At 53.2% G+C, this 22,739-nt stretch carries 21 protein-coding genes; 13 read left to right on the top strand and 8 right to left on the bottom strand.

What is annotated here, in order from left to right; genetic code table 11:
* Positions 1-3 precede the first annotated feature (3 nt).
* On the bottom strand, positions 4-312 hold the full coding sequence (locus G4551_RS00820; RefSeq protein ID WP_003024259.1) for a YsaB family lipoprotein: 309 nt from the start codon (positions 310-312) through the stop codon (positions 4-6).
* Positions 313-484: 172 nt separating this feature from the next.
* Here G4551_RS00820 and G4551_RS00815 point away from each other — a divergent pair, with 172 nt between their 5' ends.
* Complete coding sequence (locus G4551_RS00815; protein ID WP_003837703.1) at positions 485-1,480, top strand: acyltransferase; 996 nt, start codon at positions 485-487, stop codon at positions 1,478-1,480.
* Here G4551_RS00815 and yiaB read toward each other — a convergent pair.
* From yiaB to xylA, 3 genes are all read right to left on the bottom strand, one after another.
* The gene (yiaB, locus tag G4551_RS00810; RefSeq protein WP_003837701.1) at positions 1,477-1,830 is read right to left on the bottom strand and encodes an inner membrane protein YiaB; all 354 of its coding nucleotides are present in this window, start codon (positions 1,828-1,830) and stop codon (positions 1,477-1,479) included. The two genes, G4551_RS00815 and yiaB, sit on opposite strands and share 4 nt — an antisense overlap.
* Positions 1,831-1,997: 167 nt before the next feature.
* Positions 1,998-3,452 carry a xylulokinase gene (gene xylB / locus G4551_RS00805; RefSeq protein ID WP_003837699.1) on the bottom strand — a complete coding sequence of 485 codons (1,455 nt, stop codon included), beginning with the start codon at positions 3,450-3,452 and terminating at the stop codon, positions 1,998-2,000.
* 71 nt (positions 3,453-3,523) lie between these two features.
* Positions 3,524-4,846 carry a xylose isomerase gene (gene xylA, locus G4551_RS00800; protein ID WP_003024252.1) on the bottom strand — a complete coding sequence of 441 codons (1,323 nt, stop codon included), beginning with the start codon at positions 4,844-4,846 and terminating at the stop codon, positions 3,524-3,526.
* Positions 4,847-5,207: 361 nt separating this feature from the next.
* On the opposite strand from xylA, the gene xylR reads away from it, so the two are divergent.
* A complete protein-coding gene (gene xylR, locus G4551_RS00795; RefSeq protein WP_003024250.1) occupies positions 5,208-6,386 on the top strand; it encodes a D-xylose utilization transcriptional activator XylR in 1,179 nt (392 codons plus the stop codon).
* A 44-nt stretch (positions 6,387-6,430) separates the two neighbouring features.
* Here the strand turns inward: xylR and G4551_RS00790 are convergent, their stop codons facing one another.
* The gene (locus G4551_RS00790) at positions 6,431-7,255 is read right to left on the bottom strand and encodes a protein bax (protein WP_003024247.1); all 825 of its coding nucleotides are present in this window, start codon (positions 7,253-7,255) and stop codon (positions 6,431-6,433) included.
* A gap of 316 nt (positions 7,256-7,571) precedes the next feature.
* On the opposite strand from G4551_RS00790, the gene malS reads away from it, so the two are divergent.
* Positions 7,572-9,602: an alpha-amylase gene (malS, locus tag G4551_RS00785; RefSeq protein ID WP_003837698.1), complete on the top strand. Its 2,031-nt coding sequence runs from the start codon at positions 7,572-7,574 to the stop codon at positions 9,600-9,602.
* 176 nt (positions 9,603-9,778) lie between these two features.
* Positions 9,779-11,029: a valine--pyruvate transaminase gene (gene avtA / locus G4551_RS00780; RefSeq protein WP_003837697.1), complete on the top strand. Its 1,251-nt coding sequence runs from the start codon at positions 9,779-9,781 to the stop codon at positions 11,027-11,029.
* 34 nt (positions 11,030-11,063) lie between these two features.
* On the opposite strand, the gene G4551_RS00775 is transcribed toward avtA, so the two are convergent.
* Both G4551_RS00775 and yiaJ read right to left on the bottom strand, forming a co-directional pair.
* On the bottom strand, positions 11,064-11,537 hold the full coding sequence (locus tag G4551_RS00775; protein ID WP_003837696.1) for a 4Fe-4S dicluster domain-containing protein: 474 nt from the start codon (positions 11,535-11,537) through the stop codon (positions 11,064-11,066).
* Positions 11,538-11,654: 117 nt separating this feature from the next.
* The gene (gene yiaJ / locus G4551_RS00770; protein WP_003024237.1) at positions 11,655-12,470 is read right to left on the bottom strand and encodes an IclR family transcriptional regulator YiaJ; all 816 of its coding nucleotides are present in this window, start codon (positions 12,468-12,470) and stop codon (positions 11,655-11,657) included.
* A 217-nt stretch (positions 12,471-12,687) separates the two neighbouring features.
* On the opposite strand from yiaJ, the gene yiaK reads away from it, so the two are divergent.
* From yiaK to araD, 8 genes are all read left to right on the top strand, one after another.
* Positions 12,688-13,686 (top strand): 3-dehydro-L-gulonate 2-dehydrogenase, encoded by a 999-nt coding sequence (gene yiaK / locus G4551_RS00765; protein ID WP_003024235.1) that lies wholly within the window; start codon positions 12,688-12,690, stop codon positions 13,684-13,686.
* An 11-nt stretch (positions 13,687-13,697) separates the two neighbouring features.
* Positions 13,698-14,162, top strand: coding sequence for a YhcH/YjgK/YiaL family protein (locus tag G4551_RS00760; RefSeq protein WP_003024232.1), 465 nt, complete (start codon positions 13,698-13,700; stop codon positions 14,160-14,162).
* 13 nt (positions 14,163-14,175) lie between these two features.
* Complete coding sequence (locus G4551_RS00755) at positions 14,176-15,108, top strand: DUF4862 family protein (RefSeq protein WP_003837689.1); 933 nt, start codon at positions 14,176-14,178, stop codon at positions 15,106-15,108.
* Between the two features lie 31 nt (positions 15,109-15,139).
* Positions 15,140-16,459, top strand: a complete 1,320-nt coding sequence (locus G4551_RS00750; RefSeq protein ID WP_003837687.1) for an MFS transporter — start codon at positions 15,140-15,142, stop codon at positions 16,457-16,459.
* 97 nt (positions 16,460-16,556) lie between these two features.
* Complete coding sequence (locus G4551_RS00745; RefSeq protein WP_003837684.1) at positions 16,557-18,059, top strand: FGGY-family carbohydrate kinase; 1,503 nt, start codon at positions 16,557-16,559, stop codon at positions 18,057-18,059.
* Positions 18,059-18,721, top strand: coding sequence for a 3-keto-L-gulonate-6-phosphate decarboxylase UlaD (ulaD, locus tag G4551_RS00740; protein WP_003837682.1), 663 nt, complete (start codon positions 18,059-18,061; stop codon positions 18,719-18,721). Before G4551_RS00745 ends, ulaD begins: the two co-directional genes overlap by 1 nt.
* Positions 18,714-19,574: an L-ribulose-5-phosphate 3-epimerase gene (locus tag G4551_RS00735; RefSeq protein ID WP_003024218.1), complete on the top strand. Its 861-nt coding sequence runs from the start codon at positions 18,714-18,716 to the stop codon at positions 19,572-19,574. The genes ulaD and G4551_RS00735 overlap by 8 nt, the downstream gene beginning before the upstream one ends.
* Positions 19,568-20,263, top strand: a complete 696-nt coding sequence (gene araD / locus G4551_RS00730) for an L-ribulose-5-phosphate 4-epimerase (RefSeq protein WP_003024215.1) — start codon at positions 19,568-19,570, stop codon at positions 20,261-20,263. The genes G4551_RS00735 and araD overlap by 7 nt, the downstream gene beginning before the upstream one ends.
* A 4-nt stretch (positions 20,264-20,267) precedes the next feature.
* On the opposite strand, the gene G4551_RS00725 is transcribed toward araD, so the two are convergent.
* Entirely contained in the window at positions 20,268-21,083 is an 816-nt protein-coding gene (locus G4551_RS00725) for a helix-turn-helix domain-containing protein (protein WP_003837681.1), read from the bottom strand.
* Between the two features lie 252 nt (positions 21,084-21,335).
* Here G4551_RS00725 and G4551_RS00720 point away from each other — a divergent pair, with 252 nt between their 5' ends.
* A complete protein-coding gene (locus G4551_RS00720; protein WP_003837680.1) occupies positions 21,336-22,736 on the top strand; it encodes an MFS transporter in 1,401 nt (466 codons plus the stop codon).
* Positions 22,737-22,739: the final 3 nt, after the last annotated feature.

Raw genomic sequence — 22,739 nt, 5'->3', positions numbered from 1 at the left:
AACTTAGCGCATGGAAAGGTGCAAAAACTGCCCATCTGCGTCAAAAGAACAGACAAAACTCTCTTTACGGAAGGTAGAACCACGCATCTCATAGCTGCCCTGGAATTGCTCCAGGCCGGAGATATCAATTTTCTGCGCGCCAGTGTTGTAGCGTTGCGCCGCCTCATTTTTGCACAATGACTCCATATCCAGCGAACGTGTGGCACTGACCTTAACCTTTTGCGCTTTCTGCGCGGGTGCAGACGGTTGTGTGTCAGCGCACGCTACCAGCAAAAGGGTAGCGATTGTGGGAAAGAAATACTTCATCATCATTTTATTACCGCCTGGTTTGCTGGTCAGTCTTATTATTAGTGTCTGGAAACAGATCCTATTTTGAGAATCTCATCAGACCATCTCAAGCTTTAGCGTAAGAACTCGGATTATTCCAGTGAGCTACGTTCGCAAAATATCGGTCAGACTTTTTTTAATGGACACAGAGGAACTGATGCAGCCCAAAATTTTCTGGATTGATAACCTGCGCGGGATAGCCTGTTTAATGGTCGTGATGATCCACACCACGACCTGGTACATCACCAATGCGCAAAGCGTCAGCCCGTTGAATTGGGATCTGGCTAACGTGCTCAATTCAGCCTCTCGGGTCAGCGTTCCGCTGTTCTTTATGATTTCGGGCTATCTGTTTTTTGGTGAGCGTAGCGCCAAACCGCGCCATTTCCTGCGCATCGCGCTCTGCATTCTGTTTTACAGCAGCGTGGCGCTGGCCTATATCCTGCTGTTTACCTCGATCAACGCTGAGCTGTCGCTGAAGAACCTGCTGCAAAAGCCGGTGTTCTATCATCTGTGGTTTTTCTTCGCGATCGCCGTCATCTACCTGGTTTCTCCGCTGATACAGGTGAAAAATATCAGCGGCAAGATGCTGCTGGCGTTGATGGTGGTGATAGGCGTGATTGCCAATCCCAACACCGTCTCGCAAAAAATTGGCGGTTTTGAATGGCTACCCATTAACCTGTACATCAGCGGCGACACCTTCTATTACATCCTGTACGGCATGCTGGGCCGGGCGATTGGCATGATGGATACGCAAAAGCGCGCGCTCAGCTGGCTCTGTGCGGCGTTATTCATTACCGCAGTATTTATTATTTCTCGTGGCACATTGCATGAACTGCGCTGGCGAGGCAATTTTGCCGACACCTGGTACCTCTACTGCGGCCCTGCGGTATTTATTTGCGCCGTCTCACTCCTGACGCTGGTCAAAAATACGCTCAGCACACGTACTCTGCCGCTACTGGGCCTTATTTCTCGCCATTCATTGGGCATTTATGGTTTTCATGCGCTGATCATTCACGCACTACGAACCAACGGAATTGAACTCAAAAACTGGCCACCGCTGGATATGCTGTGGATTTTCAGCGCCACGCTGGCAGGTAGTTTACTGTTGTCCATACTGTTGCAGCGTATCGATACGCGCAGGCTGGTGAGTTAATCCCCCATATTTTGCAGACGTAGCAACAAAACTTGCCCCAGTAAACATACGATGAATGCCACCGGGTACAGCCCTTTTTCGAGGGGAGATAACGGGGCATTCCATACACCCACCAGCAGCAATCCTGCCGTGATGAGTGTGACCATTTGACATACAGAGGCGAAGCGTTCGTCGCTCTGATTGAGATTCACTGCACGCTGATAAACATACGCCACAAACATCCCTGTCATTAGCACGCCCAGAAAATAGCCTTTGCCACTCAATAACGGGCATGCCTGCCATAAGCCAATAACGTAAATCAGTGCGCCAGACAGGAATAATATCCATGGCAACAGCCTTGTCGTCTTCATTGGGATCTCCTTATCCATCATGGATACAATATGAATAACCCGCTAAAGACAACACAGAAAAATGGCACTACGCCGGACTTTCAGAATAAATCCATGCGTACTAACTATTTATTGGATTGAAATATATATTTGATAAATCCCCTCTGTTTACCAGAGGGGAACGAGGATCAGGACATCAGCGGTTGCAACTGCTGGTAGATTCGGCGGAAGGTTTCCCGACGTTGTTGGTAAAGCGCGTGGCGCCCGGCGTCAGGATAATGCGCTTGTTCCAGCGTAAGCTGAGGCAGAAGGTCTGATAAAGGCCGCTGCGGATTCATGGCAATTTGCGCCAGTCGCGCCGCACCAAGTGCAGGGCCGACATCACCGCCGGTACGATAATCCAGCTGCAATCCGCTGATGTCAGATAGCATCTGACGCCAGTATTCACTGCGCGCCCCGCCGCCAATCAACGTAATGCTGGCGGGCAGCACGCCGCAGGCATGTACCACGTCCATACCGTCAGCCAGCGCAAACCCCACACCTTCCAGCACCGCCCGCGCCAGTTCTGCCGGACCATGCTGATGCGTCAGACCGAAAAATACGCCCTTGGCCTGCGGATTGTTATGCGGCGTACGTTCACCGGAAAGATAAGGTAAAAACCAGACCGGCTCCGCGTGTTCATCGGCCTGCTGCGCAGCGTCAATCAATGCAGGAACGCTCGCCAGTCCGGTTAATTTTGCCGCCCAGTCCAGACACGATGCCGCACTTAACATCACAGACATCAGATGCCATCGCTCAGGCAAAGCATGGCAAAAACTGTGAACCGCACTTTCCGGTTTGCTAAGGAAACCATCACTCACCGCAAAATAGACACCGGACGTCCCCAGCGAAAGCATCGCCTGACCGGCATTCATCATGCCTACGCCAACCGCTCCCGCCGCGTTATCACCACCTCCGGCAACAACCGCAATCTCCTGAATTCCCCAGGCTTTAGCGACATCTGGCAACAAGGTTCCGGTAATCTCGCTGCCTTCATAGAGCGCAGGCATATGTGCGCGAGTCAGTTTACAAGCAGCCAGCATGACATCGCTCCAGTCACGCTTCGCGACATCCAGCCACATTGTCCCTGCCGCATCAGACATATCGCTGGCAAAATCACCGGTCATGCGCAAACGCAGGTAATCTTTCGGCAGCAGGACTTTATCAATCTGGTTGAACATTTCCGGCTCATGGCGTTGCACCCACAGCAGTTTTGGCGCGGTAAAGCCAGGCATCATCAGGTTGCCGGTGATCGCACGAGACTGCGGAACCTGATTCTCCAGCATCACGCACTCTTCACCACAGCGACCATCGTTCCACAGAATAGCCGGACGCAATACCTTCTGTTGCTCATCCAGTAGCGTCGCGCCGTGCATCTGTCCGGCAATCCCCAACGCTTTCACCTCGCGAAGCGAATGCTGCTGACCCAGCGCTTTCAAAGCCCGATCCGTTGCCGACCACCACTGCTCAGGGTCTTGTTCAGACCATAACGGATGCGGGCGCGAGACGGTGAGTTTCTCCGTGTGCGAAGCGACCACATCCCCCTGCTCGTTGAGCAGGATGGCCTTTACGCCTGATGTGCCAAGATCTATCCCGATATACATAAGGCATCGTTCCTTAAAGAAAGGCCCGGTAGCGCGAGCTGACCGGGCTTACGGACGTTCTCAGAAACCCGTTATTTGTCGAACAAATAATGGTTCACCAGATTTTCCAGCAATTCCTGATGACCGCTCTGGTGCACCGGCGCCAGGTTATGTTGTTCAGCGTACTGCGCAATTTCCGTCAGCGTCATCTGCCCTTTCAGAATTTGCTGGCCCAGCTCACCATTCCAACCGGCATAACGTTTTGCCACGCGCTGATCCAGACCACCGTCTTCAATCATACGGGCCGCAATTTTCAACGACAGTGCCATGGTATCCATCGCACCAATATGACCATAGAACAGATCATATTTATCGGTACTCTGACGACGCACTTTGGCATCGAAGTTCAGGCCACCGGTGGTGAAACCGCCCGCTTTCAGGATTTCGTACATCACCAGCGCGTTCTCTTCTACGCTGTTCGGGAACTGATCAGTGTCCCAGCCCAGCTGCGCGTCACCACGGTTGGCATCAACAGAGCCAAACAGACCCAGCGCGATAGCGGTGGCGATTTCGTGATGGAACGAGTGGCCCGCCAGCGTGGCATGGTTAGCTTCGATATTCAGTTTGATCTCTTTTTCCAGACCGAACTGCTTGAGGAAGCCGTAGACGGTCGCCGCATCGTAGTCGTACTGGTGCTTGGTCGGTTCCTGCGGTTTCGGCTCGATAAGCAAAGTGCCCTGGAAACCGGTTTTGTGTTTGTGTTCCACCACCAGTTGCATGAAGCGACCAATTTGCTCACGTTCCTGACGCAGATCGGTATTCAGCAGCGTCTCATAGCCTTCACGACCACCCCACAGAACGTAGTTTTCACCGCCTAACTTGTGCGTGGCATCCATGGCCGTAACCACCTGCGTGGCGGCCCAGCTGAACACTTCTGGATCCGGGTTTGTTGCCGCACCCGCACCGTAGCGTGGGTTGGTAAAGCAGTTTGCTGTTCCCCACAGCAGCTTCACGCCGCTCTGTTCCTGTTTTGCCGCCAGCACATCAACCATCTGCGCAAAGTTGTTTTTGTACTCTTTCAGTGAAGCCCCTTCAGGCGAGACATCCACATCATGGAAGCAGTAGTAAGGCACGTTCAGCTTGTGGAAGAACTCAAATGCCACGTCCGCTTTGCGTTTCGCCAGCGCCAGTGCTTCACCAGGCTGCTGCCACGGACGATCGAAAGCGCCCATACCGAACATATCCGCACCGTTCCAGCAGAAGGTATGCCAGTAGCAGGCAGCAAAACGCAGATGATCTTCCATACGTTTGCCCAACACGATTTCGTCAGGATTGTAATGGCGAAATGCGAGCGGGTTGGTGGATTGAGTACCTTCAAAACGAACACGATCGAGTTGGTCAAAATAAGCCGGCATAATAAGCTCCATAATCAGGTAATACGGTAAGTAAACTGCGATATGGCTATACTGGAATTTCCTGATTTATTGCTCAATTACGTTATTTCACACCGCTATTAAGAGAATACCCAAACGTGCGCTGGCTCCCAAAAAAACACGCTGAAAAACGAAATAAAAAAGCGATCGCGATCGAAGGTTAGCCATTAAACAAAAAACCGTAATGCGCAGATGAAAAATGACAATTGTCATCCCGCTGACAGTATGTAAATTTTGCCTGGCCTCAGGCAATCAGGAAATTTGTCACGCTTCATCAAGCAGTCGTACCGGCGGTTTTGCTAGTATCGACAGGCCCACGTTAACCTTTCCAGGACAGGTTCTTATGTTTGATAAACGTCACCGCATCACTCTGTTATTCAATGCCAATAAAGCCTATGACCGTCAGGTGGTAGAAGGAGTGGGTGAATATTTACAGGCATCGCAATCCGAGTGGGATATATTCATTGAGGAAGATTTCCGCGCCCGTATCGATAATATTAAAGACTGGCTAGGCGATGGCGTTATTGCCGATTATGACGATGATGACATTGCGCAATTACTTGCCGATGTCGATGTTCCGATCATCGGCGTTGGGGGTTCCTACCATCGGGAGCAAGATTATCCCCCGGTACATTACATTGCTACCGACAACCACGCGCTGGTAGAAAGCGCTTTTCTGCATCTGAAAGAGAAAGGGGTTAACCGTTTTGCGTTTTACGGCCTGCCTTCCTCAAGCGGTAAACGCTGGGCCGCAGAACGTGAATATGCCTTTTGCCAGTTGGTGGCTAAAGAAAAGTACCGAGGCGTAGTCTACCAGGGGCTGGAAACTGCGCCGGAAAACTGGCAGCACGCGCAAAATCGTCTGGCAGACTGGCTACAAACGTTGCCGCCGCAAACCGGCATTATCGCGGTCACCGACGCGCGGGCACGACACGTCCTGCAGGTCTGCGAGCACCTACATATCCCGGTACCGGAAAAGCTATGCGTGATAGGAATAGATAACGAAGAACTGACCCGTTACTTGTCACGGGTAGCGCTGTCATCCGTGGCTCAGGGAGCCCGGCAGATGGGCTACCAGGCCGCAAAACTTCTGCACCGCTTGCTGGCGAATGAGGCGCTGCCGCTGCAACGCATTCTGGTTCCTCCGGTGCGCGTGGTTGAGCGGCGCTCAACCGATTACCGCTCCTTGACCGATCCTGCCGTCATTCAGGCGATGCACTTTATCCGCAATCATGCCTGCAAAGGGATTAAGGTTGAGCAAGTTCTTGATTCAGTAGGGATTTCACGTTCAAATCTGGAGAAGCGTTTTAAAGAAGAGGTCGGAGAGACTATTCACGCCGTGATTCATGCCGAAAAGCTGGAAAAAGCGCGCAGTCTGTTGATTTCTACCACGCTTTCAATCAACGAAATTTCACAGATGTGCGGCTATCCGTCTCTGCAGTATTTCTATTCGGTCTTCAAGAAAGAGTACGACACGACGCCAAAAGAGTATCGCGATGTGAACAGCGAAGTGTTGCTGTGAGGATTATTGCCGGATACGGCGAAGCCGCCATCCGGCACACAGAATTACATATGCGCGGCGATTAAACGCTGGTTATCCTGATACATTGCGAACAGATAGTTGTTGTAGCTCTGTCCTTTAGTGGAATAACCCTTCAGCTTATGGATCATCGCGGTAGCGGTGACTTCCTGATCGGCTTTACGCAGCTGCGCACGTGATTTACGGAAAGAAGAGTAAGCCGGGTGCGTGTTCAGGTTGATGACGTAAGCATTCACCGACTCTTTCACCGATTCAAACTGTGAGTAGCCTTTCACCTTACCAGGGGCATTGTTACAACGACCTTTGCCACATTTCATGCCAAACAGGTTGTTGTTGCTACGCGCCAGCTTCGACGTACCCCAGCCGCTTTCGGCCGCAGCCATGGTTGCCACCATGCTCGTCGGGATAATGTCTACGCGCTCAAGCAGCGTATTCCACGGAATTTTACGCGTGTTGCCAGACCAGCTCACCTTGTAGCGCTTCGCGATGTCTTTCATACGCGTACGCTCAGTCGGTGACCAGCGATTCTGGTACTGTTTTGAAATCAGCCAGTTACGGTCCGCAGTAATGGCAGCATTTTGACTGGTAATATAAGGCATAACCGTCCGGAGAAACGCTTTTTTCCTTGGTGTTCCGGAAGGGTATTTTCGCAAATCAGGAAGTGAACTACTCTTTGCACTATTGCGAGAATACTCTTGTTTACTGCTAACCTGTTTATTACTTGCCTTGGTTATCTGGGGCTTGTGACTCGTTGTCGCCGTGTGTGTCTTTGCCAGCACCTCACCCGAAAATGCAACGGTGAGTAACATAAGAATCATTGCCCCATATCGTCGAATGGGAGTCAATATCATTAGGTCTCCTGGTCGGATTTATACATTCCAACACCTTATATTTTTCACAAAAATGAGAGATGAATCTCAAATCATATCAAAAATAGCCGTCAAGAGCACCCAAAGGAATAGTCCAATTCTGAAACTATGTCACGCATTAACGGTTCAGGGTGCCATTAATTCGAAGAAAATGTGGAGGTTATCGCAAAATAAGTTCATTTTTTGAACGCGATCGCTCACCCTCACTTCTCCTCCTGGCGGAATCGACTCAAAGGATGAGTTTCCAGCCTGATTTCACTGGCAAACTGGCGAAAACAGCAGCACCAAGGACAGCATTATGAAACTTGCCGCCGTTGCGCTGGCGCTCATGCCCGGCATTGCCATCGCCTCATCATGGACTTCTCAGGGACTCCCCAACTTCGAAGCGGAAGGTACGGGTAAATTCGTCAGCCATGCAGCGTTGACGAAGGGGACTCGTCCTTTAATCCTGAATTTTGACCAACAGTGCTGGCAGCCTGCTGATGCGATAAAACTCAACCAGATGCTATCGCTAAAACCGTGTGAAGGCGCGCCGCCGCAGTGGCGTTTATTCAAAGACGGCGATTACACGCTGGAAGTCGATACCCGCTCCGGAACGCCAACGTTGATGCTTTCGGTAAAAAGCGCCGCAGACCCTGTCACGACCCAGATTCGCCAGTGCCCGAAATGGGATGGTTCGCCGTTAACACTGGATGTGAGCCAGACCTTTCCGGAAGGTGCCGTGGTGCGCGATTACTACAGCAAACAAACGGCAACCGTAAAGAATGGGTCGATTACCCTACAGCCTGCCGCAGCCAGTAACGGGCTGTTGCTGCTGGAACGGGCAGAAACCGATGCCCCGGCTGCTTTCGACTGGCATAACGCTACGGTGTATTTCGTTCTGACGGATCGCTTTGTAAATGGTGACCCAGGCAACGACCACAGCTACGGACGTCGCAACGACGGCATGCAGGAAATTGGCACTTTCCACGGTGGCGATTTGCGCGGACTCACCAGTAAACTCGACTACCTGCAAAAGTTGGGCGTCAACGCCTTGTGGATCAGCGCACCGTTTGAGCAAATTCACGGTTGGGTCGGCGGCGGCACCAAAGGCGATTTCCCCCACTACGCTTATCACGGCTATTACACTCAGGACTGGACCACGCTCGATGCGAATATGGGTAATGAAGCTGACCTGCGTGCCCTGGTTGACGGTGCGCACCAGCGCGGCATTCGTATTCTGTTCGATGTCGTCATGAATCATACCGGCTACGCCACGCTGGCGGATATGCAGGAGTATCAGTTTGGAGCGCTGTACTTGTCGGGCGATGAACTGAAAAACACGCTCGGTGAACGCTGGACGGACTGGAAGCCAGCCGCCGGGCAAAGCTGGCACAGCTTTAATGATTACATCAACTTCAGCGATAAAGCAGGTTGGGAAAAATGGTGGGGGAAAAACTGGATCCGTACCGATATTGGCGATTACGACAATCCTGGCTTTGACGACCTGACCATGTCACTGGCCTTCCTGCCCGATCTGAAAACCGAATCCACCACACCTTCCGGGCTGCCAAACTTTTATCAGCACAAACCCGATACGCACGCTAAAGCTATTGCCGGTTACACGCCCCGCGATTATCTGACGCACTGGCTCAGCCAGTGGGTGCGTGATTACGGGATTGACGGCTTTCGGGTTGATACCGCCAAACACGTCGAGCTTCCCGCCTGGCAGCAATTAAAAACACAGGCCAGCGCAGCGCTGGCTGAATGGAAGAAAGCCAACCCGGATAAAGCGCTGGATGATAAACCTTTCTGGATGACCGGCGAGGCCTGGGGTCACGGCGTGATGCAAAGCGACTATTACCGTCACGGCTTTGATGCGATGATCAATTTCGACTACCAGGAGCAGGCGGCAAAGGCCGTCGATTGTCTGGCAAATATGGATGTCACCTGGCAACAAATGGCTGAAAAACTGCAGGATTTCAACGTTATGAGCTATCTCTCCTCGCACGATACGCGTCTGTTTCGCGAAGGTGGAGACAAAGCCGCCGAGCTATTGCTGCTGGCACCTGGCGCGGTACAACTCTTTTACGGTGATGAGTCGGCCCGACCCTTTGGACCAACAGGCTCAGACCCATTGCAGGGCACGCGCTCAGAAATGAACTGGCAGGATGTGAGCGGGAAATCTGCCGCCAGCGTCGCACACTGGCAGCGCATCAGTCAGTTCCGAGCCAGACATCCCGCCATCGGCGCCGGTAAACAGACTATGCTTACCCTGAAGCAGGGATACGGATTTATCCGCGAGCATGGCGACGATAAGGTGATGGTGGTGTGGGCCGGCCAGCCCTGATCCCAACAGGCTTCCCGCTGTGCATACGGCGGGAAGCTCAACACAAAATAAAAAACCAGCCAGGCAAACATCTGCAGCACAAAACATCAATCCGGTCCGCTTCCCCTGATTTGCACCCTGCCATGGGTAGCGCTATGGTTAGCCACTTTACTACTCAGTTCGACAGACCCCCTGCTATGACATTCTCACTTTTTGGCGACAAATTTACCCGCCATTCAGGCATCACCCGCCTGATGGAGGACCTCAACGACGGTTTACGCACCCCAGGCGCCATCATGCTCGGCGGTGGTAATCCGGCGCAAATTCCAGAGATGCAAAATTACTTCCAGTCTCTGCTGACAGATATGCTGGCAAACGGCAAAGCCACTGATGCGCTTTGCAATTATGACGGTCCGCAAGGGAAAACCGAGCTCCTGTCTGAGTTGGCGAAACTGCTACGTGAGAAGCAGGGATGGGATATCGAGCCACAAAATATTGCACTGACAAATGGCAGTCAGAGCGCGTTTTTCTACTTATTCAATCTGTTCGCCGGACGCCGCGCTGACGGAACAACGCAAAAAGTGTTATTCCCATTAGCCCCGGAATACATTGGCTATGCCGATTCCGGGCTAGAAGAAGATCTTTTCGTCTCCGCACGTCCGAACATCGAACTGTTACCGGAAGGCCAGTTTAAGTATCACGTTGATTTTGAACACCTGCACATCGGTGAAGAGACGGGGATGATCTGCGTGTCACGCCCCACTAACCCGACAGGCAACGTGATCACAGACGACGAGCTGATGAAGCTGGACCGGCTGGCCAACCAGCATGGGATCCCGCTGGTGATTGATAACGCCTATGGCGTACCATTCCCTGGCATCATCTTTAGCGAAGCGCGTCCGCTGTGGAACCCCAACATTGTGCTGTGCATGAGCCTTTCCAAACTGGGTCTGCCAGGTTCCCGCTGCGGCATCATTATCGCCAATGAAAAAATCATCACTGCGATTACCAATATGAACGGCATCATCAGCCTTGCTCCTGGCGGGATGGGACCGGCGATGATGTGCGAGATGATTAAACGTAACGATCTACTGCGCCTGTCCGAAACGGTAATTAAACCGTTTTACTATCAGCGCGTTCAGGAGACGATTGCGATTATACGCCGCTACTTGTCAGAAGATCGCTGCCTTATCCATAAACCAGAGGGCGCGATTTTTCTTTGGCTGTGGTTCAAAGATTTGCCCATTACTACTGAACTGCTGTATCAGCGCCTGAAAGCGCGCGGCGTACTGATGGTTCCCGGTGACTACTTCTTCCCGGGGCTGGATAAACCCTGGCCACATACCCATCAGTGCATGCGGATGAACTACGTGCCAGAACCAGAGAAAATCGAAGCTGGCGTGAAGATTCTGGCTGAAGAGATCGAACGCGCCTGGCTGGAAGGCTAACGCAAACCCGACCCAAGTGCGGGTCGGGCTCACTTCACAGCGGTTGTGAACGCAGACGCTGTCGCTGAATACTGACGGCATCAATACACTGCAACGCGCTGGTCGGGCAGGCTTCTACACACGCAGGCCCCGTCTCACGATGCCAGCACAAATCGCATTTTATCGCCTGCACCCGCGACGAACGGGCAACGACATTCATTGCCCCAAACGGGCAGGCCAGCATACAGCTTTTACAACCAATACAACGTGTCTGTTCAACGAAGATATGCCCATGTTCACGACGAATGGCGTAAGTTGGACAAACATTCGCACAGGGAGCGTCTTCGCATTGATGGCAGGCGACCGCCGTTGTAAAGGCGTCATCTTTGATTACCCGAATCCGCGGTATAAACGCAGAAGAAGAGACCGACGCACAGTCCTGGTTTTGCTGGTGCGCGACGACGCAGGCAACTTCGCAGGTACGACACCCAATACATTTTGCCGCATCCGCCATAATAAACGCGTTCATTGTCCCCTCCCTCTGCGTGAAAACCACAGAGTGCCAGAGAGGTCGCCCTTGTCGCTTTGATCGGACAGGGGAAACGGTTAAATATTGTCAGGTGCCTGAATAACTATGGATCTCTGCCTAATCGCGAACGGTAAAACCCAGCTCATTTGAAATCGCCTGCGCGGTTTCCCGTAGTGGCTTGAGTAGATTTTTTTCCCCTATCTGCTTAAGTCGCGAGGTAGAGAGTGAAATTGACACCGCGTACGGCACCCGACCATGAATATCAAACACCGGCACGGCAATACAGGAAACGCCCAGTTCGTTCTCTTCCCGATCCATCGCCATACTGCTTTCGCGGATCTGCGCCAATTCGTCGTACATCGCCGGTAAACCGGTAATGGTATTGCGGGTCAGGGGCTGAATAAGATCCTGATGGCTCTCCCAGTAGGCTTCCACATAATCCGCATGCCCAAACGCCATGTAAATTTTACCCATCGCCGAGCAATACAGCGGCATATGTTGGCCGATATAAGCGCGGGTACGCAGCATGCCCGTCGTCGGTTCCAGCTTATAAATCAGAATCGCGTGGTCATCTTCACGGCTTGAGAAGTTGATGGTTTCACCGGTGGCGATATTCAGCGCTTCGAGGTGCGGCGCAGCAACATGGATGATGTTCAGTGACGACAACGCCTTCTGACCCACGGCAATAAATTTGGTGGTCAGGCGATAACTCCCTGCCGCTGGCGCGGGGGTGACATACCCACAGGATTGCAGCCCTTGCAGCAGTCGATGCACAGTACTTTTGTTCAGCCCTGCCAGTTCAGACAAATGCGCCAACGGGCACCCATTCGGATAGTTACTCAGAATCTCAATCAACATCAAACCACGGAACAGGCTCTGACTTCCGGCCGGCCTCTCTTTGTCTTGCGTCATTTCACTCTCTTTTGTGCCCATCGCTTCCGCTCCCCTTTTCGTCGCGCTCTGATGGTAGCGCAAAGTGTGTTTCAGTTCACGATCTGAACCGAAAAAACACAACTATTTGATTTTGATGATTTTAAAAAATAGACCACCCCGTTGATCTGTCAAAATTTGATCGCTATATTTGAAATCAGATTTCGCATAGTGAAATTTAGAGATAAAAAAGCGATCAAATTTAAACAAGGAAACAGGAATGAAAGTCACTTTTGAGCAGTTGAAAGATGCGTTCAATCGGGTACTACTGGCACGCGGTATCGCCGTTGAAACCGCCGATGCCTGTGCCGAAATGTTTGCGCGCACCACCGAGTCCGGCGTGTATTCGCACGGCGTGAATCGTTTTCCTCGTTTTATTCAGCAATTAGATAACGGCGACATCATTCCTGAGGCCAAACCGCAACGCATTACTAGCCTGGGAGCGATTGAACAATGGGATGCCCAGCGTTCGATCGGAAATCTGACGGCGAAAAAGATGATGGACCGAGCCATTGAGCTGGCCTCTGATCACGGTATTGGCCTGGTCGCACTGCGTAACGCCAACCACTGGATGCGCGGCGGCAGCTATGGCTGGCAGGCGGCGGAGAAAGGTTACATCGGTATCTGCTGGACTAACTCGATTGCCGTCATGCCGCCATGGGGTTCGAAAGAGTGCCGCATTGGTACTAACCCGTTGATCGTCGCGATCCCCTCATCGCCAATCACCATGGTTGATATGTCGATGTCGATGTTCTCCTACGGCATGCTGGAAGTGAATCGCCTGGCCGGTCGCGAACTGCCGGTAGATGGTGGCTTTGATGATGAAGGCAATCTCACTAAAGAGCCGGGTGTTATCGAAAAAAACCGCCGTATTTTGCCAATGGGTTACTGGAAAGGTTCAGGTCTGTCGATTGTGCTGGATATGATCGCCACCCTGCTTTCAGACGGTTCTTCCGTGGCCGAGGTCACCCAGGACAACAGCGATGAATATGGCGTTTCACAGATTTTCATCGCCATTGAAGTAGACAAGCTGATCGATGGCGCCACCCGTGATGCCAAGCTACAGCGGATTATGGATTTCATCACCTCCGCCGAACGCGCCGATGAAAACACACCTGTCCGCCTGCCGGGCCACGAGTTTACAAAGCTGCTGGAAGAAAACCGCCGCAACGGTATCACCGTTGATGACAGCGTCTGGGCCAAAATTCAGGCGTTGTAAGGAGTCAGAGTATGATCTTTGGACATATCGCTCAGCCTAACCCATGTCGTTTACCCGCGGCGATTGAAAGGGCACTCGACTTTCTGCGCAGCACAGACTTCCGCAATCTGGAACCGGGCGTGGTAGAAATCGACGGTAAAAATATCTTCGCGCAGGTTATCGATTTAACCACGCGTGACGTTGCCGAAAATCGCCCGGAGGTGCATCGCCGCTACCTGGATATTCAATTTCTGGCCTGGGGCGAAGAGAAAATCGGGATCGCGATTGATACCGGGAATAACCAAATCAGCGAATCGTTATTAGAACAGCGCGATATTATTTTTTATCACGCCAGCGAACATGAATCTTTCATTGAAATGATTCCGGGAAGCTATGCCATATTTTTCCCGCAGGATGTTCATCGCCCTGCATGTCATAAAACTGTCGCCACGCCGATCCGCAAAATAGTCGTGAAGGTTGCTATTTCAGTTTTATAAAAAGGAGCACAACATGAGCGTTAATAATGCCGGTTATATTATCGGTGCGTACCCCTGTGCACCCTCATTTCACCAAAAGAGTGAAGAGGAAGAGAAGGAATTCTGGCGACAGCTCGCCGATACTCCGGATATTCGCGGTCTGGAGCAGCCCTGCCTTGAACATCTTCACCCGTTAGGCGACGAATGGTTATTACGTCATACGCCGGGCGACTGGCAAATCGTGGTCACCGCCATTATGGAAACCATGCGCCGTCGCGGCGCAAACAGCGCTTTTGGGCTGGCCTCCAGCGACGAAGAACAGCGTAAAGCCAGCGTGGCGTATTACCGTCATCTGCAGCAGAAAATCAACCATATCAATACGGCACACGCCGGAAAAGTGATTGCGCTGGAACTGCATGCCGCCCCCAATGCCAGCAACCCAAATGTTGCACAGGCCACCGACGCGTTTGCCCGTTCGCTGAAAGAGATTACCTCCTGGGACTGGTCCTGCGATCTGGTGCTGGAACATTGCGATGCCATGACCGGCATTGCGCCACGCAAAGGCTTTCTGCCGTTAGACAATGTGCTGGAGGTCATTGCCGGGTATGACATCAGCGTGTGCATTAACTGGGCGCGATCGACCATTGAAGGGCAGAATCCCGCCCTGGCGCTGGCCCACACGCAGCAGGCCAAACGGGCTGGAAAACTGGGCGCGCTGATGTTCTCCGGTACCACGCTTGCGGGGGAATACGGCGAGTGGCAGGACTTACACGCGCCGTTTGCCCCATTCTGCCCACAAAGCCTGATGACCACCGACCATGCCCGCGAATTATTCGCCTGCGCAGAAGCCGAACCACTGCAATTTGCCGGTATTAAATTGCTGGAAATAAACGCCAATGCAGATGTGAACCATCGCGTAGCAATATTGCGCGACGGTATCGCCGCATTAAATAAAGCAAAACTATAAAAATAAAATACTACTCTACGAGAATATTAATATGAACATGACCTCTCGCCCTACACTCAAAGATATACCCCGTCAGCGCTGGCTGCGGATTATTCCACCTATTCTCATCGCCTGTATTATTTCTTATATGGACCGCGTCAATATCGCTTTCGCGATGCCGGGCGGAATGGATGAGGAATTAGGTATTTCCGCCACCATGGCAGGACTGGCTGGCGGTATTTTCTTTATCGGTTATCTGTTTTTACAGGTTCCCGGCGGAAAAATTGCCGTTCACGGCAGCGGCAAGAAATTTATCGGCTGGTCGCTGGTTGCCTGGGCGGTTATTTCCGTCCTCACGGGGTTAATCACTAATCAGTACCAACTGCTGGTTCTGCGCTTTTTACTCGGCGTTGCCGAAGGCGGCATGCTGCCGGTGGTGCTGACGATGATCAGTAACTGGTTCCCCGACGCCGAGCGTGGTCGCGCCAATGCGATTGTGATTATGTTTGTGCCGATTGCCGGGATCATTACCGCTCCGCTCTCGGGCTGGATTATCACCGTTCTCGACTGGCGCTGGCTGTTCATCATTGAAGGTTTGCTTTCCGTCGTTGTACTGGTGTTGTGGGCCTATACCGTTTACGACCGTCCACAGGAGGCGCGCTGGATCTCTGAGGCCGAGAAAAATTACCTGGTCGAAACGCTGGCCGCCGAGCAAAAAGCCATTGCCGGAACGGAAGTCAAAAATGCCTCTCTGGGCGCGGTGCTTTCCGATAAAACCATGTGGCAGCTCATCGCGCTGAACTTCTTCTATCAGACCGGGATTTACGGTTACACCCTGTGGCTGCCGACCATCCTCAAAGAGTTGACGCACAGCAGCATGGGACAGGTCGGTATGCTCGCCATTCTGCCGTACGTCGGGGCCATTGCCGGGATGTTCCTGTTCTCTTCTCTCTCTGACCGCACCGGCAAACGCAAGCTGTTCGTCTGCCTGCCGTTGATTGGCTTTGCCCTGTGCATGTTCCTTTCCGTGGCGCTGAAAAATAACGTCTGGCTGGCTTATGCCGCGCTGGTCGGCTGCGGCTTCTTCCTGCAATCGGCAGCGGGCGTGTTCTGGACCATTCCGGCGCGTTTGTTCAGTGCGGAAATGGCCGGTGGCGCGCGTGGAGTCATCAACGCGCTGGGCAACCTCGGCGGCTTCTGCGGTCCTTATGCGGTCGGCGTACTCATCACCCTGTATAGCAAAGATGCGGGGGTTTACTGCCTGGCTATCTCACTGGCTCTGGCCGCGCTGATGGCGCTGCTGCTGCCAGCCAAATGCGACGCCGGTGCCGCTCCGCTAAAGACACTGAATCCACATAAACGTACAGCGTAAAGCAATGCCCGGTGGCGCTTCGCTTACCGGGCCTACAGGTAGCAACCGTCGTTGGCCGGATAAGCGCAGCGCCATCCGGCAAAAATGAGATAACAAGATGAGTGAGAAAGAGACCTTCTGGCTGGGTATTGATTGTGGCGGTACGTATCTGAAAGCCGGGCTGTATGACGCCAAAGGTCATGAACATGGCATTAACCGGCAATCGTTGCAGACCGCATCGCCATTGCCCGGTTACGCCGAACGCGATATGCACCAGTTGTGGCAACAGTGTGTAGCCACGATCGCCGGGCTGTTAGCGCGCACCGGCGTCTGCGGCGATCAAATCAAAGGCGTCGGTATTTCCGCTCAGGGCAAAGGCCTGTTCCTTCTCGATAAGCAGGATAAACCGCTGGGCAATGCCATCCTCTCTTCCGACCGCCGGGCGATGGGCATCGTTCAGCGCTGGCAGCAGGATGGGATCCCTGAGCAGCTCTACCCGGTCACCCGCCAGACATTGTGGACCGGGCATCCGGCATCATTGCTGCGCTGGGTGAAAGAGAATCAACCTCACCGTTACGCGCAAATTGGCTGCGTCATGATGGGCCATGACTATCTGCGCTGGTGCTTAACCGGCGTCAAAGGCTGTGAAGAGAGCAATATCTCCGAGTCGAACCTCTACAACATGACTTCGGGTCAGTACGACTCGCGCCTGACCCAGTGGCTGGGCATCAGTGAGATCGACAATGCGCTACCACCGATTGTCGGTTCAGCAGAAATATGCGGGGAAATCACCGCTCAGACAGCCGCCATAACCGGTCTGGCGGCGGGCACGCCCGTCGTCGGCGGACTGTTTGATGTGGTTTCCACCGCACTCTGCGCCGGTATCGAAGATGAATACACCCTCAACGCGGTGATGGGTACCTGGGCCGTCACCAGCGGGATCGCTCACGGTCTGCGCAACCACGAGGCCCATCCCTATGTTTATGGGCGCTATGTCAACGACGGGCAGTACATCGTTCACGAAGCCAGCCCGACCTCTTCCGGCAATCTGGAATGGTTTACCGCCCAGTGGGGCGAACTCTCTTTTGCTGAGATCAATCAGGCCGTCGCCAGCTTACCGAAAGCCGGTAGCGAGCTTTTCTTCCTGCCCTTTTTGTACGGCAGCAACGCCGGGCTGGAGATGACCAGCGGCTTTTATGGCATGCAGGCAATACACACTCGCGCCCACTTATTACAGGCCATCTACGAAGGCGTGGTTTTTAGCCACATGACCCACCTCAACCGCATGCGCGAACGTTTTACGAAGGCGCATACCCTGCGCGTCACCGGCGGTCCGGCGCACTCCGACATCTGGATGCAAATGCTGGCAGACGTCAGCGGTTTACGTATCGAATTGCCGCAGATTGAAGAGACCGGTTGCTTTGGCGCTGCGCTCGCCGCCCGCGTCGGCACCGGCGTTTATTCCAACTTCAGCGACGCCCAGCGCAGCCTACAGCACCCGGTGCGCACGCTATTGCCGGACGCCGCCGCGCAGTCGAGCTACCAGCGTAAATACCGCCAATACCTGGATTTAATTACCGCACTACAGGGCTACCACGCCCGCATTAAGGAGCACGAATGATGAGTCGACCATTACTGCAACTGGCGCTCGACCACACCAGCCTTGAAGCCGCACAACGCGACGTCGCGCTGCTACAAGAGAACGTCGATATCGTTGAAGCGGGGACGATTCTCTGCTTAACCGAAGGGCTGAGCGCCGTGAAAGCACTGCGTGCCCAGTGCCCGAATAAAATCATCGTCGCCGACTGGAAAGTGGCCGATGCGGGCGAAACCCTCGCGCAGCAAGCCTTTGGAGCAGGTGCAAACTGGATGACCATTATCTGTGCTGCGCCGCTGGCGACGGTAGAGAAAGGTCATGGCATCGCGCAGTCCTGCGGCGGCGAAATTCAGATGGAGCTGTTCGGCAACTGGACGCTGGATGATGCCCGCGACTGGTATCGCGTTGGCGTTCGTCAGGCGATTTACCATCGTGGCCGCGATGCTCAGGCCAGCGGACAACAGTGGGGAGAAGCAGACCTGGCGCGCATGAAGGCGCTTTCTGATATTGGTCTGGAACTGTCGATTACCGGTGGGATCACGCCCGCCGATCTGTCGTTGTTTCGCGATATTAACGTCAAAGCTTTTATTGCCGGGCGCGCGCTGGCGGGAGCGCAAAACCCAGCGCAGGTTGCTGGCGAATTCCATGCGCAAATCGACGCCATCTGGGGAACACAGCATGCGTAATCATCCATTAGGTATCTATGAAAAAGCGCTGGCGAAAGACCTCTCCTGGCCGGAACGGCTGGTGCTGGCAAAAAGCTGCGGTTTTGATTTCGTCGAGATGTCGGTGGATGAAACCGATGAACGTCTGTCGCGTCTCGACTGGAGTCCGGCTCAGCGCGCATCGCTGGTGAGCGCGATGCTGGAAACCGGCGTGGCGATCCCATCAATGTGCTTGTCCGCCCACCGTCGTTTTCCCTTTGGCAGCCGCGATGAAGCCGTGCGTGAGCGGGCGCGAGAAATAATGAGCAAAGCCATTCGTCTGGCGCGCGATCTGGGTATCCGCACTATTCAACTGGCTGGTTACGACGTCTATTACGAAGAACATGACGCAGGAACGCAGCAGCGCTTTGCCGAAGGGCTGGCATGGGCAGTCGAGCAAGCCGCTGCCGCGCAGGTGATGCTGGCGGTAGAAATCATGGATACCGCGTTTATGAACTCGATCAGCAAGTGGAAAAAGTGGGATGAAATGCTGTCATCGCCGTGGTTCACCGTTTATCCGGACGTGGGCAACCTCAGCGCCTGGGGGAATGACGTCACTGCCGAATTGACGCTGGGCATTGACCGCATCGCTGCTATCCATCTGAAAGACACGCTGCCGGTAACCGAAACTCATCCGGGCCAGTTTCGCGATGTGCCGTTTGGCGAAGGGTGCGTGGACTTTGTTGGCATCTTCAAAACGCTGCATCAGCTGAACTATCGCGGGTCGTTTCTGATTGAAATGTGGACTGAAAAAGCGAAGGAGCCGGTACTGGAAATTATCCAGGCACGGCGCTGGATAGAAGCACGCATGCAGGAAGGAGGATTTCCATGTTAGAACAACTGAAAGCCGAGGTGCTGGCGGCAAACCTGGCGCTCCCGGCTCATGGCTTAGTCACCTTTACCTGGGGCAACGTCAGCGCAGTGGATGAAACACGTAAACTGATGGTGATTAAGCCATCCGGCGTGGAATATGAGGTGATGACCGCCGACGACATGGTGGTAGTGGATATTGCCAGCGGCAACGTGGTGGAAGGCAACAAAAAACCGTCGTCCGACACGCCAACCCATCTGGCGCTGTATCGTCGTTATCCACAGATCGGCGGGATCGTCCATACCCATTCTCGCCACGCGACAATCTGGTCGCAGGCGGGTCTGGATCTCCCTGCATGGGGCACCACGCATGCCGATTATTTCTATGGTTCTATTCCGTGTACGCGTCTAATGACCGCTGAAGAGATCAACGGCGAATATGAATATCAAACCGGAGAGGTGATCATTCAGACCTTCGAGCAGCGCGATCTCAATCCGCTGCAGGTTCCGGCGGTATTGGTGCACTCCCACGGACCGTTCGCCTGGGGTAAAGACGCCGCAGACGCGGTGCATAACGCTGTGGTGCTCGAAGAGTGCGCCTACATGGGGTTGTTCTCTCGCCAGTTAGCCCCGCAGTTGCCGGATATGCAGTCTGAGTTGCTGGATAAACATTATCTGCGCAAACACGGGGCGAATGCGTATTACGGACAATAACGGGTCAGGCGCTATTGATATGTTCTTTGCAATAGCGCCGTTTCCACGCCGCGGGCGTCAGGCTGGTGTGCTTGTGGAATATTTTGCGAAAATAACCCACATCATTAAATCCACATTTCATCGCCACCTCGGTTAGCGACAGCGAATCGCTGATTAACAGTTTTTCTGCCGCCCTTACCCGCTGACGGTGCAACGCTTCGGTTAGCGTCAGCCGGAAAGCGCCACGGAAAACGCGCCCCAGATAATCCGCATTGCAATGCAGCTCTTTCGCCAACGTTGAGGCGGAAATCGGCAGGTGGAACCGGGTGTGAATGATTTGCTGCGCTTTCCAGGCCAACGCATTCCCGGGGCTGTCGACAGGTTGCTCGCTGGCGGCTGCGGATATTTGCTGCAAAATCAGCAGCAGGATCAGTTCCAGCGCCATGCTGCGATGAATATTTTCCTGCTCGCGTAAGAACTGGCGAAACAGCGAAATAATATATTGGGGCTCGCCCACCCGGGTATGTTGAGGGATAGCAAGTAACGGTTCCATTATTGATGCGTCGTTTTCTGCCGTCACCTCAAAATGCAGCCAGTAAAATTTCAAATCAGCCGGAAATTGCCCAACGCCAATATGCAAGCGCTGCGGCCACAGCAGCAAACTTTCTCCGGCATTCACGCAAAAAACTGTCTGGCCTTCGCGAATCGTTAATGTCCCTTTTTCAACAAAGATAATTTCCCAGGATTGCAATCGTCGCGCAGGATGACTGCCCACGCCCCGGGAAATAAATAGCCCACCATTTTGCACTTTAATCGGAAGAGACATGGATAATTCGAGCATATATATTCAAATTCCCGCTTTCTACATTATTTAAACCGATCTTTATCATTGATTATTCACGATAAACCTGCTTTCCGCCGGATCGAAATCACATTTTTATAATGAAGTCGGAATTGTCATCTTTTTATACTTTTCTCTTCCCTTGTTGACCCAAACATTTCGTGCAGAATAAATAACGTATTTTGCAAATTACAAACAAATAACCCGCAACGTAGCGGGATACTTTCTGAACATCCTCTCCGGGAGTTATTTATGACTTCGGCTCCGATTACAACATCTGATTTGGCACAGCGTGCCCAGGACGACAAATTATCCCTGCGTGAAAAAATTGGTTATGGACTAGGCGATGCTGGCGGGACAGTAATTACCTGCCTGATCATGAACTTCCTGACATTTTTCTACACCGATGTCTTCGGGTTAACGCCTGCGCTGGTCGGCACATTATTTATTGCCCTGCGTGTATTTGACGCCATTTCCGACCCCATCATGGGTGTGCTAGCCGACCGTACGCAAAGCCGCTGGGGGCGCTTTCGCCCGTGGCAACTGTGGGTTGCGATTCCGATCGGTATTATTGGCGTGCTCACTTTTACCGTCCCGGACGCCAGCATGGGGGTCAAGATCGCCTGGGCATTCGGCACCTATCTCCTGCTCTCTGTCGGCTATACCGCCATCAACGTACCGTATTGTGCGCTGATCAACACCATGACGACCCGCCATAACGAGGTGATCGCCTGTCAGTCCTGGCGCTTTGTGCTGTGCGGCGTGGCGGGATTCCTGGTTTCCGTTGGTCTGCCGTGGATGGTGGATATTCTGGGTCAGGGCAATGCCGCACAGGGTTATCAGTTTGGCGTGGGCATCCTGTGTGCCATCGCGGTGGTGATGTTCCTGTGCTGTTTCTTCTGGGTTCGCGAGCGTGTACCGCTGGCGATGATGGGGAAATTTACCCTGCGTGAACACATTGGAGGGCTGCGCAAAAACGATCAGCTATTGTTGATGCTGGTAATGTCTTTCCTGCTGATCAACGTCTTTAATATTCGCGGCGGCGGGTACATGTATTTTATTACCTACGTGCTGGAAGGCAGCACCGCCTATACGTCGCTGTTTTTCACCATGGTCACTTTCGCGTCCATCATCGGTTCAGTGATTGTCAGCCCCCTGACCCGCCGCATCGATACCGTCAAACTCTATTACTACACCAATCTGGTGCTGACGGCCCTGGCGATACTGATGTGGTTCCTGCCAACCGGCCCGGCTTATCAGACGCTGTGGCTGGCAGTCATCCTCGGTAACGGCATTATTTTAGGCTTCACGCTGCCGTTGCACTTCTCACTGATGGCCTTCGCCGACGATTACGGCGAGTGGAAAACCGGCGTACGTTCCTCCGGCATGAATTTCGCCTTCAATCTGTTTTTCATCAAGCTGGCCTGGGCCTCAAGTGCGGGGATCATCAGCCTGCTGTTTATTTTTGTCGCCTATCAGCCAGGCGCTGGTAACCAAACCGCCAGCTCGCTGCAAGGAATTACCGCGATGGAGACGCTGCTTCCCGCGCTGTTCCACCTGCTGTTGGCGCTGTCTATCCGCATCTGCAAACTCAATAATCCGATGATGTCGCGCATTGCCACCGATCTGCGTCAGCGTCATGTACAGCCTTAAGGA

Source organism: Citrobacter freundii ATCC 8090 = MTCC 1658 = NBRC 12681 (assembly GCF_011064845.1).
Lineage (GTDB): Bacteria > Pseudomonadota > Gammaproteobacteria > Enterobacterales > Enterobacteriaceae > Citrobacter > Citrobacter freundii.
Note: the sequence above shows the minus strand (reverse complement) of the source record. Positions and strands in the feature narration are given on the sequence as shown.

Excerpts from the sequence above, each read along its gene's own strand:
- G4551_RS00820 (WP_003024259.1), bottom strand. The coding sequence starts at position 312 with ATGATGATGAAGTATTTCTTTCCCACAATCGCTACCCTTTTGCTGGTA.
- G4551_RS00815 (WP_003837703.1), top strand. The coding sequence starts at position 485 with ATGCAGCCCAAAATTTTCTGGATTGATAACCTGCGCGGGATAGCCTGT.
- yiaB (WP_003837701.1), bottom strand. The coding sequence starts at position 1,830 with ATGAAGACGACAAGGCTGTTGCCATGGATATTATTCCTGTCTGGCGCA.
- xylB (WP_003837699.1), bottom strand. The coding sequence starts at position 3,452 with ATGTATATCGGGATAGATCTTGGCACATCAGGCGTAAAGGCCATCCTG.
- xylA (WP_003024252.1), bottom strand. The coding sequence starts at position 4,846 with ATGCCGGCTTATTTTGACCAACTCGATCGTGTTCGTTTTGAAGGTACT.
- xylR (WP_003024250.1), top strand. The coding sequence starts at position 5,208 with ATGTTTGATAAACGTCACCGCATCACTCTGTTATTCAATGCCAATAAA.
- G4551_RS00790 (WP_003024247.1), bottom strand. The coding sequence starts at position 7,255 with ATGATATTGACTCCCATTCGACGATATGGGGCAATGATTCTTATGTTA.
- malS (WP_003837698.1), top strand. The coding sequence starts at position 7,572 with ATGAAACTTGCCGCCGTTGCGCTGGCGCTCATGCCCGGCATTGCCATC.
- avtA (WP_003837697.1), top strand. The coding sequence starts at position 9,779 with ATGACATTCTCACTTTTTGGCGACAAATTTACCCGCCATTCAGGCATC.
- G4551_RS00775 (WP_003837696.1), bottom strand. The coding sequence starts at position 11,537 with ATGAACGCGTTTATTATGGCGGATGCGGCAAAATGTATTGGGTGTCGT.
- yiaJ (WP_003024237.1), bottom strand. The coding sequence starts at position 12,470 with ATGGGCACAAAAGAGAGTGAAATGACGCAAGACAAAGAGAGGCCGGCC.
- yiaK (WP_003024235.1), top strand. The coding sequence starts at position 12,688 with ATGAAAGTCACTTTTGAGCAGTTGAAAGATGCGTTCAATCGGGTACTA.
- G4551_RS00760 (WP_003024232.1), top strand. The coding sequence starts at position 13,698 with ATGATCTTTGGACATATCGCTCAGCCTAACCCATGTCGTTTACCCGCG.
- G4551_RS00755 (WP_003837689.1), top strand. The coding sequence starts at position 14,176 with ATGAGCGTTAATAATGCCGGTTATATTATCGGTGCGTACCCCTGTGCA.
- G4551_RS00750 (WP_003837687.1), top strand. The coding sequence starts at position 15,140 with ATGAACATGACCTCTCGCCCTACACTCAAAGATATACCCCGTCAGCGC.
- G4551_RS00745 (WP_003837684.1), top strand. The coding sequence starts at position 16,557 with ATGAGTGAGAAAGAGACCTTCTGGCTGGGTATTGATTGTGGCGGTACG.
- ulaD (WP_003837682.1), top strand. The coding sequence starts at position 18,059 with ATGAGTCGACCATTACTGCAACTGGCGCTCGACCACACCAGCCTTGAA.
- G4551_RS00735 (WP_003024218.1), top strand. The coding sequence starts at position 18,714 with ATGCGTAATCATCCATTAGGTATCTATGAAAAAGCGCTGGCGAAAGAC.
- araD (WP_003024215.1), top strand. The coding sequence starts at position 19,568 with ATGTTAGAACAACTGAAAGCCGAGGTGCTGGCGGCAAACCTGGCGCTC.
- G4551_RS00725 (WP_003837681.1), bottom strand. The coding sequence starts at position 21,083 with ATGCTCGAATTATCCATGTCTCTTCCGATTAAAGTGCAAAATGGTGGG.
- G4551_RS00720 (WP_003837680.1), top strand. The coding sequence starts at position 21,336 with ATGACTTCGGCTCCGATTACAACATCTGATTTGGCACAGCGTGCCCAG.